The organism is Paenibacillus sp. FSL R5-0475 (assembly GCF_038004585.1).
GTDB lineage: Bacteria > Bacillota > Bacilli > Paenibacillales > Paenibacillaceae > Paenibacillus_AQ.
Window position 1 is genome coordinate 87,591 of the sequence record NZ_JBBORK010000001.1, and the last position, 16,718, is coordinate 104,308.

Below are 16,718 nucleotides of genomic sequence, written 5' to 3' on the forward strand. Positions count from 1 at the left end.
GCTATGCTCACACACGCGGCGGCCATATTTTGATCATCAGGTGGGGAGAGAAAAATGGAAACTATTAATAAATCTCCGAAGCGCCGTTCACGCATTAATTCAAGTGAGGCACGCGTTGCGTATATCCTGTTGATTCCTGCCTTCCTCGGGCTGATCTTTCTGACGTATCTGCCTCTTGTTGGGGTGCTAGGAATCAGCTTGACGAATTGGACAGGATTGGCGAAACCCAAATTCGTGGGCATCGAGAATTACATAAATCTATTTACCACCGATCCTTATATTAAAGATTCTATTATAGCGACGATCTACTTTGCCATTTTATCAGTAGTTGGAAGTATGATTTATTCACTTTTTATCGCAATGCTTCTGAATCGTAAAATTCCGGCACGAGGTTTTTTTAGAGCGATTTTCTATGTTCCATACGTTTTGCCGGCAGCTGCAATATACGTAGGATGGTCCTGGCTATACGAGGCTAATTTTGGCTTTTTCAACTTTCTGCTCTCCGAAGTTGGTTTAAACAAAGTTTCTTTTATCGCTGATTCCAGCTATGTAGTTCCTTCTCTATCCTTGATATCGATCTGGTTATCAGGAAACTTAATTGTTATTTTCTTAGCTGGACTTCAAAATGTTCCGGGCGTCTATCATGAAGCGGCTGAAATGGATGGTGCCAACGGATGGAAACGATTCTTGCACATCACATTGCCATGCATGTCACCCATTATTTTTTACAATTTGTTAATGAGTTTAATTGCTAATCTCCAGATCGTTACGCCGGCTCTTGCATTAACTAATGGCGGACCGGGTAATTCTTCACGTTTTTTGACTTATCTAATGTATGATCAAGCATTTGTAAATTACAAGTTAGGGTATGCTTGTGCGACAACGTTAGTTATTTTTGTTATTCTTGCAGGCTTTACTGGTGTATTATTCAAAACCTCCAACTTATGGATCTTTAATGAAGGAGGCGATGACAAATGAGTGTAGCCACATACGGAAGATTAAAGAGCAAAAAACGTAATAATCAATGGATGAACCTGATCTCGTTTGTCGCTGTCATTTTCTTTACTATACTCGTGCTCTTTCCGATCTGGTGGATATTTCGCACATCGCTCATGTCGAATGCCGAGATATACAAATATCCACCTTCACTGCTGCCAGGAAATTGGTTGTTTTCAAACTATGGAGAAACGCTAGAGATATTTAAGTTTTGGAAATATTTATGGAACACCATGATTATTATTGTACCCGCCTGTTTGGCAGGAACCTTTACAGCCACTTTATGTGGTTATGCCTTTGCAAGGCTGCGCTTTTGGGGCAAAAAATTGATTTGGGCACTTTGTGTCGGTTCGATGCTTTTACCTGCAATGGTTACACTCATTCCGCTATATATTGGGTGGACGAGGGGCTTAGGAATCCATGATAGCTATCTACCATTGATTTTGCCTTATTTCTGTGGCGGTGGCGCTTTTAATATCTTTTTGATTAGGCAGTTTATCATGTCTATTCCGAGAGAGCTTGATCAAGCAGCAACGATCGATGGTGCTGGATATTTCCGTATTTTGTTCAGTATTATTATGCCGGCAATTAAATCTGCAATGATCGTCGTCGCATTATTTATCTTTATCGGTTTATGGAACGATCTACTTCAACAGATGATTTACATAAACTCAAGCGATAAGTATACGATAGCCTTGGGACTGACCGCTTTTAGAGGCCAACTCAAGCAGGACTGGTCACTGACGATGGCGGCTACGTGCATGTCCTTTGTGCCGGGCGTCATTTTTTATCTGATTGGTCAGAAATATTTCGTAGAAGGAATCACTTTGACTGGATTAAAGAATTAACTCTAATGGCTAAAGATAGCTAGTAGAAGACATGGAGGATTTAATTTCCATCGGGCGCTATCGTTAATTTAGATGATAATTAGAGATTCACGATAGAGTCGTTTTACAAGCAACTTGCCAACAAGGAGGTTGCTTTTTTGTTAATATGGACCCCGAGATATAATAGTTAACACTGTCGTATTTAAGGTATGAAGATGAAAACTAGACGACATTAAGGTACAATCATACTTAAACGGAATACCTGATGAATTGATCCATACGTTCATCGAGCAGGGGGGCTTATGAGAACAGCAAACGCCAACTTAATGAAGGAAATTAATCTTAACAACGTTCGTCAAGTGATGAAACGTATAAATACAGCCACCAAACCCCAGCTGGCAGCACTGACCAAACTGAGCGTCGTAACAGTAAACTCATTAGTTAAGGAGCTGCACGAGTTAGGTGAGCTGTTCGAAGACTTGACTGTACCATCAAACGGCGGTAGGCCAGCACAAACTTATCGCTACAATTACAACTTCAGCCTCGGGCTGGTTATTTATCTGAAGGATAAAGAGGGACAGGTACTGATTTCAGCCACCGTTGTGAATTTGGAGAACGAGATTCTGGCGAAGGATGAACATATCATTCCAGTCTTCGAAAGACAATTTTTTTGTGATATTATTGAACACTCTATAGCCTTGTATCCTTCTATCAAGGTTATTGGCATAGGCATTCCGGGACAGGTTGTCAACGGCGAAATTAAAGTCAGCAGCCACCATGAGCTGACTGGCTCACGGATGATTCAAGAGATTGAGCAACAATTTGAGTTGCCTATCTTGGTTGAAAATGACGTTAATGCAGCTATCAGCGGATATTGCATGAACCAGGGAGAGGAAGAGGAACAGTACTTGCTTGGTCTTTACTTTCCGAACAGGTACCCACCTGGCATGGGTATCTATCTGAATGGAAAGATCCTTAAAGGTAATCAGGGCATGTCAGGGGAAATAAAATTCCTGCCCGACATGCCTGACTGGAGTCTCGAGATGGGCAAGGACACGTTCATCGATACTGCCTGCCGGATTATCCAAACCCTGAATGCTGTTCTGGCTCCGGACAAAATTGTAATATATCAGGATAAGGTGGAATTAGAAATCTGGACATCTGCTTGGGAAGCTTATCAGCTTCGACATCCTATGCCCATTTATCCACAGATTGTTATGCAAAATACATTTCAAGAAGACTTCGAGGCCGGCCTGCGCTGGTTGACATTGAAGTCATTGGAGCCGGATTTGGTCGAGCTCCATTAAGAGGTTGTCCCATAAGTCATGAGATGAATGACTTATGGGACAACCTCTTTTTTTAGGTGTTTAATATGAGTATTGATCCAATTGCTGATATGCACTGCACACTAATGATACAGCTCCAGATCAGTGAATGGGTTGCTTGACAAAGAAATGCTTATATCGCATACTTCATACATAGACTTTATAAAGTATATTTATTAAGTGTATGAATGTATTTCTTTACGCGTGCAACGAATCATTTTTATCACGAGGGGAAAGCATGCTTGTCTACCTGGTTTTTGATTATTATATATCTGGCTTTTATCAGTCTAGGACTTCCTGACTCTTTACTCGGCTCGGCATGGCCCGTTATCTGGCCCGAGATTGGTTCATCTCTTGGCTCGGCAGGTATCGTGTCCATGATCATTGCGGGAGGGACCATTGTGTCCAGTCTGTTCAGCAAAAGGATGGTCGAGCGTCTGGGTACGGGTAGAATCACATTGTTTAGTTGTTTCCTTACTGCGGTTGCGCTACTTGGATTTTTCATTGCTCCATCGATGCTCTGGTTCATAGTATTTGCCCTACTAACATTGATGTTTTTGAGTACAGAGACGATTAATAGATTGCTGATAAAACCCACGCAAGGGAGGGGATAAAGAGATGGTTTATATCATTTTATGCGCAATCATCTGGGTAGGAGTGTATTTGAATCTAGCCGCATCGAAGGAATCGATGGATGTGAAGCCTATTCGTTCCGTGAATGATCTGTTTGAATAACCAAGGAGCAACGTAAAAAGCATTTGATCCTGGATCAAATGCTTTTTTGATAGTACAAAGACATTATCGTTTCAATTGCATAGTTATACTAGTATGAGGAAGGTTAGCCTTTTGAAGGTAAGTAGGGGCTAACAAGCTCCCCTTGGTTATATAGATTTATCATACAAGTAATCAACACCCCAAATCATTCCGTTACAGGCGGAATAGCTTGGGGTGTTGCATTTTTTATAGCGCTTATAATTATTAATTAAGTAAAACTATTGGTTTTGTGAAATATAGTGACTTACTGTTACTTTTGAAGCAGGAAAATATACATATATATTGAATACAAAACAACAAAGAGGGAGGATGAAAATGTCATACAGAGCAAATGCATTACGTTCGTCATTAACCCTAGCTGTTCCAATTATTTTAGATAGGCATTATCATTCTATAACTATGAAAAATATCGAATCCGCCTGGTTTATAGAGACGCATAAGGAATTGTTAGATTCAACATTCAGCACGATATTAATGAGTATGATAGAGGCACTGTTCTTGGATTCCTTTGGTTACGACCAATACCTAAGCCTACTAGAAAAAGAGGGGGTGGAGCGAGGGATTTATACTGCAGAAATATTCGGTGATCATTTTGATATCTTACTTGAAATGAGCAAGGATTTAAACTTAATCGCTCAGAATATTATGTTTAAGATCATTGAAGAGATGGAAGATGATTCTACGACTCGATTGTTTTTTTATAATCGTTTAATGGAAAGCAACTGGACCGGTTTTACGGGCTTTGCAAAGGGATATTTATCTAATAAAAATCAACAGATTGACAATTTGCATGAACAAAAAATTGCTGTTATGGGACAAATGGCAGCTGGTATGGCACATGAAATACGGAATCCGCTTGCTTCGATTAAAGGGTTTGCCCAGCTTGTAAATAACAGGCTATATGAACCGGAGATCAAGACGGATGAATTGCGTGCGTATCTGGATATAACCATTAAAGAGATTGATGCTCTGAACGGATTAGTAACGGACTTCCTAGTACTGGCTCGAAAAGGAGATAGTTCGAAAAATACCGGCGTAGTATATAACGTTATCGAGGTTATACATAGAGTTAATAACATCGTGAATCAACTCATACTTAGTGATGATATTATTCTTTCCGTGGAGTATTCTCTAGAGAAAGTAATGACGTATGGAAACGCCTCTCAACTAGAACAGGTAATCCTTAACATTTTAAAAAATAGTATCGATTCATTCACAGCGTTTAGAGGCAGAATAGACATTACAGTTAGCACCGCTAATGAGACTAACGAAATTATCCTTATTTTTAAAGACAATGGAGAAGGAATTCCACTGGATAAACTAAATCGAATATTTGACCCTTTCTTTACAACCAAGCAAAAAGGGACAGGAATTGGATTATCAATTTGTAAACAATTAATAGAAATGTATGGGGGACAAATTAAGGTAGACTCAGAAGTTCAGGTAGGTACTAGCGTGATGGTTATTTTGCCTTGGGTAAATGATTATCACATTTGAGGCTACGAACAATTTGAATGATTGAATGAAGGATGATAAATGGATCATCAGCTTCGGAGAGCTGATACAGCAAAAATAAACAAGCCTGGCACAGAAGCTCTTCAGGCTTGTTTGTTTTTTTTCATGCTGAAAAGGATCATCCAAACGATACACAGTATCGCTATTCAAAAATACGCGTTCCTTAGAGGACGGTACAGCCTGTTCTACTTAACGCTAAGTTGTATCTCTTTTTCTTTTACAAACTTCTCCAGCACTCTAAAATCCTCGGTAACCTTTTTAAATGGTAAAGATTCCAGCGCCTTATCCCGGTAATCCTTTTTCGCAGCAGCAGACAGACGGGAATCAAGTATGCTGAGTACACCAAGGTCAGTCTCACTACGGATCAGTCGCCCGGTTCCTTGTCTTAACCGAAGCAGCATGTCCGGTACAAAAACGTCATTTAAGGGATCCTTCGTCAAAGATGCCTTATATTCATAGACAGGATCGGAAGGAACAGGGAAGGGCAGACGGAAAATAATTAACTGCGACAAATCAGAACCTTCGATGTTCACGCCTTCCCAGAATACACCGGTACTAAGAAGGACGCCTTTACTGCCACGGAATTCAGCGATCACCCCGTCCTGAGACGATCCTTCTCTTTGAACATGCACCGCCCATGCTAGCTTCTCGGATTTTAACTTATTATGAATGTACTTCATATCTTCCTTCGCTGAAAAAAGAACCAATGTCCGTCCGTCCGTTAAATTACAGAGCCTCAGCATTTCCTTGTATGCCGCTTCAAGATAACCTACCTTGTTCTGATGGTTGTAGTAAGGGATGTCCTTAGCAATATACAGCATGGTGTGGTTGTCATAATCAAACGGCGAAGCCTGGCGCTCCATATAATCTCCCTTGTAACCGAGCGACTGCGTCAGGTATGCATATTGTTCCTCTAGTGTTTCTCCGGTTTGGCACATGGTTGCTGACGTTAAAATAACAGATGTTTTCCCGTTAAATAAGCTATATCTTAGGAACTGGCTTATGCCTTTAGGACAGATACTAATAGAGGCCTCACGCTGGGTATTGCTTCCCCAAATCAGGTAGTTATCCTGGACTCCGGCGAGTACATCAAAGAGATCTATAAGTCCGTTCATGGCTTCAAAAAGATTATCGATCTCTCGCTCATGCTTGGAAGTTAAGACGGATAAGCTGAGGTTAAACTCTTTCAAAACCTGAGCCCCCCGCTTTAACGGAATCCCTGTGATCTCCGACACTTTTATCCGGTCATTATCCTGCTTGGCTGTTTGCAGCAAATCCGCTTCTACCTGTTTGAAAATATGACCCACGCATCTTTTTAAAAATTTAAATTGCGGCAAAAGGCCGTTATCTGCGGATTGCTTGAAGAGAATCTGTAAGGTGTCATCCAGAATACGGCAGGTTCCCCGGTATGTAAACTCGAGCGTTCTAGCATCTCTAACCTTTGCTTCCAGATTATGAGCTTCATCAATTACGATCAGAGCTGGCCGTTCAGTGATTAATCCCTTCGTTCCTTCTTTTTTCTTGATCAAATCACGGATGAGCAGGTCCTGGTTGACAATAATAAAATCCATGTCGCTGGCGTCGGCGTTAATCTTCGCTCTCATCTCGTAAAATGAACATGTACTTTTATAATGGCATCGTTCAAATTTACAATCATTCACACAAACATTAGACCATACTGCATCACTAACTCCGCCCTTAATATCTGCTCTCTCATCAATGTCATAATTTACAATACGCTGGGCAAGCGTAGATAGAGGAGAGCTTGAATCATCAGGTTGTAACAGGTCTGTTGCCCTGTATCGGCAAGCATATTGCCCCATGCCTTTTCCGACTACGGAGCGAACCAATGTAAATCCGAGCCGGCTTCCGATGAATCTCAGATCTTTATGAATCTGTTCTGAAAGTTGTATGGAGGATGTTGCAATAATGATCGGTTGTCTTGAGACTTGGTTAATGAGCAGGCTGGGAATGAGGTATGCAAAGGACTTACCGATGCCGACTCCAGCTTCAATCATTGCGTTTCTACCATTAATATAAGCATCAGCGATATCCAGAGACATATCTTGCTGGCCGATCCGCTCTTTAAGTCCAATCCTGGGAAATCTATCATACATCCGAAAGATGGCATTGACTAAAGAGGGTTCGATGTCCTTTTTTAGCTCCCGCTTCTGTAATTTATATAGATCACTTAACCAGCTAATAACGACCGCCTCTTTTCAAAATCAATTTTCTTCCAGTCCCAGTTTTTTGGGTGAGGTTGTAATTATCGTAGATGAAGCGCTAACAGTCAAGTGTCAGAATATAAAATAATGATTTTTAACCCTTGTTCTTCCAATCATTAGAGATAGGAAGTGCGTAGGATCACAAAGCATTTATTGGATACGTTTATACTCAATATATTAATTAAATTTGAAATATAAATTACATAAGAATTTGGAGGCTACGGGCATGGATCATTTTACTTTTACAGATATGAAAAAAATAAAGAGAGAAAATTTGGGTGATGCTGTACCTTTAGAGCTTTTCAGAACGATTAGACTTATTGGATTATACCAAGCGTTACCCATGAATGGTAAGGGCACAACGTTGACCATAGGAAGGAAAATTGGGGAAGAGTTTGGTGTTACCTCAGTTAATGAACTATTCGGGTTATTCGAACAAATGAAGATAGGGATCCCAATAATAACCCATGAAGATGACAAGGGAATGTCAATTGCAGTACACGATTGTTTCTGCGAAGGGTTACCTATTATGGAAGGGAAAATGGTATGTGACCTAGAGGGGGCCATTATCGAAGGAGCACTTAGCAAAATACGTGGGAAACGAGTTTCCGTCCGGGAAGTGAAATGTAATGTTCATGGGGATGAATGTTGTGAATACATAGTCAAATATTAAAATTTACGTGATATTTCGATCATATTACAGATGTTTGAATCAGATCTGTAAATGACAGAAGAACAGCGATTCTCCATCCTTGGAGAATCGCTGTTTTGATTTTTTGTTCAATTGTGATTAAGAAGCTGATTTAGGAGTAAACGCTCTACGAATAACCTTCGTCAATTCCATTAGGATGACGGCGCCGAGTGCGAGCCCGCTTGCAATCAGCCAATCGGACATTCCGAATGAAGCTGGAATCGAGAAGATTTCTCTAACTCCTGGCAGAACCGCAATCCCGTAAAAGGCAAAGCAGACCAAAACGGCTCCGATGACGTATTTGTTGCTGAAAAACCCAGCTTCAATAGCTGTTTGACTGTTCGAGCGAGCGGCAAAGGTCTGAAGTGTACGAGACAGGATCAGGGTTGTAAATGCCATAGCCACGCCCATATCAGGGGAATGCTGGAGTCCGATATACAGGGATATAATTACGGCTATACCTATAAGTAGACCACGGGTAATAATAGCCTGCATCATTCCTCCGGCAAATATACCTTCCTTCAGTTCCCTTGGATTTCTATTCATCACGTTAGGTTCAGGTTTCTCCATACCAAGGGCAATGGCGGGCAGTGAATCATTCGCCAGATTGATAAATAGAAGCTGAATCGCTGTGAAGGGATTAATCCAGTCGAAGATCAGGGCAAACAGAATAGCGATAATCGCACCCAGGTTGCCTGAAAATAAATAGGCGATCGCTTTTTTGATATTGTCGAATACCGTTCTGCCTACAGACACAGCATTCACAATGGATACAAAATTATCATCCGTCAAAATCATGGCAGCCGCATCTTTAGCAACATCGGTTCCACTACCCATAGCAACACCGATATCTGCTTGCTTCAAGGCAGGCGCGTCATTTACGCCATCACCGGTCATGGCTGTGATTTTGCCTTTTCGTTGCCACGCCCGGACAATTCTGATCTTATTCTCCGGGGAGACTCGGGCGTACACACCAATCTGCTCAAGCTTATTATCCAATTCTTCATCGGACATGGCATCAAGCTCTTGACCGGTTACGGCAATTTCTTTTTCGGTCATAAGACCGATATCGCGTCCGATCGCTTGTGCGGTTGTCTTATGATCACCAGTAATCATGATGGTCCGAATTCCAGCCTTCTTGGATTCTGCGATCGCGCCATAGACAGCTTCCCGAGGGGGATCAATCATAGCTGTCAAGCCTACGAGCACCAGATTTTGTTCATCCTCAAGCCCCACTTCAGTGACTGTATTTGGTACAGTTTTGTAGGCATAGGCAAGTACACGTAGTGCTCTGCTGGAGAATTCCTCATTGGCTTCAATGAAACGATCAAGAACTTCCGGTGTCATCGGCACTTCTTGTCCACTTAGTAGTACATGCGTACAAAGACTAAAGAGTACATCTGGTCCGCCTTTAGTAATCATTGCTTTTTGTCCGTTAAAAGTGTGTAAGGTCGTCATTAGCTTGCGATCCGAGTCAAAAGGAAGTTCGGCTTCACGAGGGAAATTATCGCGTATTTCCTTGTAATCTTTATTCATGCTGTTACTGAAGGCAATAAGTGCCACCTCAGTTGGATCGCCTAGTTCTTTACCATCTTCATTAATGTTAGAGTCGTTACAAAGCACGGCAATGTGTAGGAGGCGCCGGGCTTCCTCAGACCATTCTTCGGGCTCTTGATTGAATTGATCACGATCACCTTCCGGTAAAAAGTAATCTACAACTGTCATTTTATTTTGGGTCAGAGTACCGGTTTTGTCCGTACAGATGACACTGGTTGATCCAAGTGCTTCGACGGCTGGCAGCTTACGAATAATCGCATGTTGCTTAGCCATTTTATTCGTACCTACGGATAAGACAATCGTTACGATCGAGGATAGAGCTTCAGGAATAGCGGCGACTGCCACAGCGACTGCAAACATTAGGGCATTCAGAATGGCTTCCGTGGTATCCACTGTATCATTCGACAGCCAAACACGTCCGGCTTGGATGGCAAAGATCAAAACGGACAGCACGATAATCGCTACACCCAGCTGTTTGCTAAAGGTTTCGAGCTTACGCTGTAGTGGCGTCTGCTTGGCTTCGGCGCTCTCAATGAGTTCAGCGATTTTGCCGATTTCGGTTGTCAGTGCAGTTCCTGTTACTACAAGAGTTCCACGGCCATATACAACCAAAGAACCGCTAAACGCCATATTACGACGGTCTCCGAGTGGAGATTCCTTCGCGATGGTATCCGTATGCTTCTCTACAGCTTCGGATTCTCCGGTCAGCATGCCTTCATTGATCTTCAAGCTTCCCGATTCTATGATACGGCCGTCGGCAGGTACGAAATCTCCAGCCTCCAGTAATACGATGTCACCGCGAACAAGCTCTCTGGCAGGGACGGTTTTTAAGGCTCCATCCCGCAACACTTTAGCCTCGGGTGCCGACATCTGCTGCAGGGCATCAAGTGAACTCTCCGCTTTACGAGTTTGGATGACACTTATAACTGCATTGAGAATCAACACGAGGAAAATGATAAGCGACTCCATAACTTGACCCATAACAATCTGGACAATGGCCGCAATAAGCAGTACAACCACCATAGGGTCCTTGAAATTTTCAAGAAAAAGCTTCCAGAGGGGATCTTTTTTCTTTCCTTTTAATTCATTGTAACCATCACGTTCCAGTCGTTTGTCGACTTCTGCCGACGTAAGCCCGTTAGTTGTACTCTGCACTTCCTGTAAACTGTCTGTTACATTCTTGCGGTAATACTCCACTAATGATAGCTCCTCTCCGCTGTGCTGTGTCTTTTTTTTAGGTCTCATAAGCTTCGATTTACTGCATAAGTGCACATAACTGCGTGTTCTACACAAGTATGGTATATCAGTTCGTCAAATCAGTAGACTTCAGGACCTATCTTCAAACTTACGATTCAACTTGGCGCAAGTTTCAAAATATGGAGCTTAGTATGCGCATATCTAAAAAAAGATCATTCGTAATCGTCCATATTGTGAAATCTTTTTAATGAATAGTATTGGATTACCTATGAAGAAGTCTTAATACATGGGAAGACATAGGGAATTCCTCGATCTTTCGTGTGTTTTCCTATGATTATGGGGGGTAACACCTTTAGTATTAGTATAGTTGTCAATTGTGTCGGAGTTGTAAAATGGTGTAAGCATATATGTAAGCGGTTACAAACGGGGGGTGAATCTCTAAAGTTAAAGACATTGGCTACGCCTAAGTATCAGGAGGGTATCTCATTTTAAAATCACTGGAGGAGGAATGCAACAAATGAGTAGAATGTTCAAACAAGTCATCTCGATCTTACTTGCAGCTGCTTTGCTTATTCCGTCTAGCTGGCTGGCTCCGATTACGGAAGCTGCAGCACCCGATGCGACAGTGCCATCAGACTCAGTAATGGTATATCACGAGAATTTTGTGAGTGGCAAGGGTCTAGCTTCACAATCAGGCAGTGCTAGTCTTACGCCTGTCACCGATAAAGCATTTGCTGGCAATGCTGATGGAGCGGCTTTATATGTAAGCAACAGAACAAATAACTATGACGCGGTTGATTTCAAATTCAGCGACATGGGCTTAGAAAACGGTAAAACCTACATGGTGACCGCATCCGTTTATGTTGACGCTGATGTGACTGTACCTAGCGGCGCACAAGCTTATCTCCAAACCATAAACAGCTATGGTCTTTTGGCAAGTGTAAATTATGAAGCAGGTAAAGCGATCACCTTGACTAAAGAATTCACTGTGGATACGAGTAAAGATACGACGCTACGTATTCTATCGGACGAGATTGGTAAAGCCGTTCCGTTTTACATTGGGGACGTCCTCATCACGGCAAAAAAAGCGGTAACAGAAACGGATAAAGAAATTTACCGCGAATCTTTTGTGAGTGGCAAGGGTTTAGCTACACAATCAGGTAGTGCTAATCTAACAGCTGTCACCGGTAAGGTTTTTGCTGGTAATGCTGATGGTGCCGCTTTATATGTTAGCGATAGAACAAATGATTGGGACGCGGCTGATTTTACATTTAGCGACATAGGCCTGAAAAATGGTAAAACCTACACGGTGACCGCAACAGTGTACGTTGATCCTGATGTGACTGTACCTAGCGGTGCACAAGCTTATATACAAGCGATAGGCAGTTATGCCCTTTTGGCAAGTGGGGATTATGAAGCTGGCAAAGGGATCACTTTGACGAAAGAATTCATCGTAGATACGAGTAAAGATACGAAACTTCGCGTCCAATCGAACGCGATAGGGAAAACAGTTCCGTTCTATATCGGCGATGTGTTGGTTACAGAAAAGGTGACAGCAGAGCCGACACCAATACCAACACCAGAACCACCTAGAGATCCAGCGTTACCTTTTACCACGGTTACTTTTGAGGATCAAAAAGCAGGTGGTTTTGAAGGCAGAGCAGGTAGCGAGACGCTTACTATTACCGATGAAGCGAATCATACGGATAACGGTTCATATGCTTTAAAGGTAGAGGGCAGAACGAGTACCTGGCATGGGCCTTCATTACGTGTGGAGAAATATGTGGACAAGGGCTACGAATATAAAATTTCGTTATGGGTCAAGCTGATCCAGCCTGCAAGCTCCCAGCTTCAGCTGTCTACCCAGGTTGGCAATGGAAGCAGCGCCAATTATGTACAACTCGCACCTAAAACCATCAGCGCAAACGATGGCTGGGTTCAGTTCGAAGGCACATACCGCTATAACAATGTAAGCAGCGAGTATTTGACCATTTATGTGGAAAGCTCAAGTAACAGTACTGCATCCTTTTATATCGACGACATCAGCTTTGAAAAAACAGGATCGGGTCCGGTTAGTATTCAAAAGGATCTGATTCCGATTAAAGATGCTTATGAAGATCATTTTTTGATCGGAAACGCAATATCTGCGGAGGATTTGGAAGGCGTAAGACTTGAACTTCTGAAAATGCATCATAATGTCGCTACGGCAGGTAATGCCATGAAGCCGGATGCATTGCAGCCTACAAAGGGCAACTTCACGTTCACTGGTGCGGATGAGCTTGTAGATAAAGTGTTGCATGAGGGAATGCAGATGCATGGCCATGTATTGGTATGGCATCAGCAATCACCAGCATGGATGAATACAACATCAGATGCAGACAACAACACGATCCCCTTGGGACGGGATGAGGCTCTAGATAATATGAGGACTCATATCAAAACCGTTATGGAGCATTTTGGCGATAAGGTGATCTCCTGGGATGTTGTCAATGAGGCGATGAGTGATAACCCGTCTAACCCAACGGATTGGAAAACTGCACTGCGATCCGCCCCATGGAAGAGTGCTATCGGCGCAGACTACGTAGAGCAGGCATTCCTGGCGGCAAGAGAAGTTCTAGACGCGAATCCTGATTGGAATATTAAACTCTATTACAATGATTATAACGAAGATAATCAGAATAAAGCGCAGGCCATTTACAGTATGGTCAAAGAAATTAATGATAAATATGCGCTCACTCACCCTGGTAAATTGCTTATTGATGGTGTCGGCATGCAAGCACATTACAGCATCAATACAAACCCGGAAAATGTGGAGCGGTCATTGGAGAAGTTTATTTCCTTGGGTGTCGAAGTTAGCGTTACCGAGCTGGATATTCAGGCTGGAAGCAACTATCAGCTTTCTGAGAAGCTCGCTAATGCGCAGGGTTATCTGTATGCGCAGTTGTTAAATATCTTCAGAGCTAACGATGAGCATATCAAACGCGTTACCTTCTGGGGTATGGATGATAACACGAGCTGGAGAGCTTCATCCAATCCACTACTGTTCGATAAGAACTTGCAAGCCAAGCCAGCATACTATGGCGTTATCGATCCTGATACCTTCATTGAAGAGCATGATCCTGAAAAGGTTGAAGCCAATCATTCGACCGCCAAATTCGCTGCACCTGTCATTGATGGAACGGTTGATGAGATCTGGAGCCAGACCGCTGAAATGCCGATCAACCGTTATCAAACAGCTTGGCAGGGAGCGAGCGGAGTGGCAAAAGCACTCTGGGATGATCAAAATCTTTATGTCCTGATCCAGGTTAGCGATACGCAGCTTGATAAGAGCAGTGTGAACGCACATGAACAGGATTCGGTTGAAATCTTCGTGGACCAAAACAATGGGAAAACAACGTTCTATCAAGAGGATGATGGGCAGTACAGAGTCAATTTTGACAACGAGACTTCATTTAATCCAACAAGCATCGCAGCTGGTTTCGAGTCGGCGACTCACATTTCCGGAACAAACTACACGGTTGAAGTGAAGATTCCGCTTCATGGGATAACTCCAGATGACGATACAAAGCTTGGTTTCGATGTACAGATCAATGATGCTAAAGACGGCTCACGTCAAAGTGTTGCGGCTTGGAACGATACAACCGGTACTGGATATATGGACACATCTGTTTACGGTGTACTTACCCTCAAGGGGAAGTCAACTGATACGGAACCAACACCAACACCAACACCAACACCAACACCAACACCAACACCAACACCAACACCAACACCAACACCAACACCAACACCAACACCAACACCAACACCAACACCAACACCAACACCAACACCAACACCAACACCAACACCAACACCAACACCAACACCAACACCAACACCAACACCAACACCAACCAATGAACCAACTGGTAGTAGCAACACTGGTAGTGTAGTAACAACTCCACAGCCTGTAGCCATTACAAACAAAGAGGGTGTTGTTACGATTACACTGGAGGTGAAATCCGATAACGGGCGTGCCATAGGCACGATCTCCAGCGACAACTTGAAAAAGGCGCTTGAACAAGCTACAGCAGCGGCAAACGGCAAGAAACAAATCGTGATCGAAGTACCAAAGCAAACGGATGCGAAAGTGTATGATATACAATTGCCAACCCAAAGCTTGATGGGGAAAGAAAACTTTGAACTATTGCTTAAGACGGAAAATGCTACAATCCAAATTCCAAGCAATATGCTGCCCGACTTAACAGACCATGCTGAGCAAGTGTCCATACGCATAAGTAAAGTCTCAGCGGACAGCCTGAGTGCAGCTACCCGCAATTTGATCGGCAGCCATCCGGTTATTGATCTAAGCGTAGTATCAGGCGATAAAGTCATTCCATGGAATAACCCTAACGCTCCTGTCACGGTATCCATTCCGTATACACCGACAGCGGAGGAACTAAGTAATCCGGATTTAATCGTTGTTTGGTACATCGATGATAAGGGCAACGTAGTACCGGTTCCGAACGGTCGATATGATGCTGCAACCCAAACGGTTGTATTTCAAACGACCCACTTCAGCATTTATGCAGTAACCTTTGTAAAGAAAAACTTCGGAGACCTGCAGAACGTATCTTGGGCAAAAAAAGCCATAGATGTTATGGCTGCTCGCGATGTCATCCAAGGAACGAGCGTGAATAGCTTCTCACCTGCAGATTCTATGAAGCGAGCGGATTTCATTGCTCTTCTCGTGAGAGCGCTTGAACTGAAGGGGACGGGCAAAAGTGCAGCATTGTTCAGCGATGTCCAAAAGACGGATTATTATTATGATGAACTGGTCATCGCGAAGGAACTGGGAATTGCCACAGGCTTTGAAGATGATACGTTCCGACCAAACATTGAAGTCTCTCGCCAAGATATGATGGTGCTGACTGCGCGTGCGCTAGCGGCATCCGGTAAGCAAATCAAGGCGAGTGGAACTTTAAATGCTTATTTGGATGAAGCAAGCATCTCCAGCTATGCGAAAGACAGCGCATTATTGTTGGTCAAATTCGGAGTTGTGAACGGAAAGAACGATAAAATTGCGCCTAACGACACGCTTACCCGTGCTGAAGCAGCAGTTATCTTGTACCGCATCTGGAAGCTGTAGGCTAGCTTGGAGAGAAAGTCTTTATAGGCGGTTACAAGAAATATCAAAAAAAACGTAACGACAGAAAACAGCGATTCTCCCATCCATGGAGAATCGCTGTTCTTGTTTTGTATAGGACACAACGGATATGGGCTATGCCAGAAATGAGTTCAAGGGGTGCACGAAAGCAGTGCCGGAGCCCGTGTTTATTGGCTTCTTTATAGGAGTTGCTTTTTGTTCCTCGCTTCAGGGTCAAACCTATAGAATTATGGGGAAATCCTCCCTATAATTCTACATTAAAAGCTTATGTGGAGAGATTATAGGGAAATCCTCCCTATAATTCAGCTGAACTCGGTGTGTTTTATTGAAATTGACCAATATATAGGGAGAAATTCCGTATAATCTGCTCATATAACGACTGTGAGCTAATTTATAGGGAGGATTTCCCTATAACACGTTCTACCTAAGCAAAATGCTCCTCTACATTGGAGTTTTTCTCGC

General features: G+C 42.9%; 8 protein-coding genes and 1 pseudogene. 7 read left to right on the forward strand and 2 right to left on the reverse strand.

The annotated features are described in order from the left end of the window. Positions 1-54 precede the first annotated feature (54 nt). From MKX41_RS00320 to MKX41_RS00340, 5 genes and pseudogenes are all read left to right on the forward strand, one after another. Positions 55-978: a carbohydrate ABC transporter permease gene (locus MKX41_RS00320; RefSeq protein WP_076284357.1), complete on the forward strand. Its 924-nt coding sequence runs from the start codon at positions 55-57 to the stop codon at positions 976-978. Further along, positions 975-1,844, forward strand: a complete 870-nt coding sequence (locus MKX41_RS00325; protein WP_149647840.1) for a carbohydrate ABC transporter permease — start codon at positions 975-977, stop codon at positions 1,842-1,844. The genes MKX41_RS00320 and MKX41_RS00325 overlap by 4 nt, the downstream gene beginning before the upstream one ends. A 305-nt stretch (positions 1,845-2,149) precedes the next feature. Then, positions 2,150-3,130, forward strand: coding sequence for an ROK family protein (locus MKX41_RS00330; RefSeq protein WP_371915728.1), 981 nt, complete (start codon positions 2,150-2,152; stop codon positions 3,128-3,130). 260 nt (positions 3,131-3,390) lie between these two features. Continuing rightward, a pseudogene (locus MKX41_RS00335) lies at positions 3,391-3,690 on the forward strand (MFS transporter); the annotation flags it as partial. A 547-nt stretch (positions 3,691-4,237) separates the two neighbouring features. Next, a complete protein-coding gene (locus MKX41_RS00340; RefSeq protein ID WP_340968056.1) occupies positions 4,238-5,419 on the forward strand; it encodes a sensor histidine kinase in 1,182 nt (393 codons plus the stop codon). 203 nt (positions 5,420-5,622) lie between these two features. On the opposite strand, the gene MKX41_RS00345 is transcribed toward MKX41_RS00340, so the two are convergent. Beyond that, a complete protein-coding gene (locus tag MKX41_RS00345; protein ID WP_340968058.1) occupies positions 5,623-7,500 on the reverse strand; it encodes an ATP-dependent DNA helicase in 1,878 nt (625 codons plus the stop codon). 388 nt (positions 7,501-7,888) lie between these two features. Between MKX41_RS00345 and MKX41_RS00350 the strand changes: the two genes are divergently transcribed. Beyond that, on the forward strand, positions 7,889-8,335 hold the full coding sequence (locus MKX41_RS00350) for a V4R domain-containing protein (RefSeq protein ID WP_042185883.1): 447 nt from the start codon (positions 7,889-7,891) through the stop codon (positions 8,333-8,335). A gap of 117 nt (positions 8,336-8,452) precedes the next feature. On the opposite strand, the gene MKX41_RS00355 is transcribed toward MKX41_RS00350, so the two are convergent. Continuing rightward, on the reverse strand, positions 8,453-11,107 hold the full coding sequence (locus tag MKX41_RS00355) for a cation-translocating P-type ATPase (RefSeq protein ID WP_339269592.1): 2,655 nt from the start codon (positions 11,105-11,107) through the stop codon (positions 8,453-8,455). 517 nt (positions 11,108-11,624) lie between these two features. Between MKX41_RS00355 and MKX41_RS00360 the strand changes: the two genes are divergently transcribed. Then, on the forward strand, positions 11,625-16,238 hold the full coding sequence (locus MKX41_RS00360; protein WP_340968060.1) for an endo-1,4-beta-xylanase: 4,614 nt from the start codon (positions 11,625-11,627) through the stop codon (positions 16,236-16,238). The last annotated feature ends 480 nt before the right edge of the window (positions 16,239-16,718 follow it).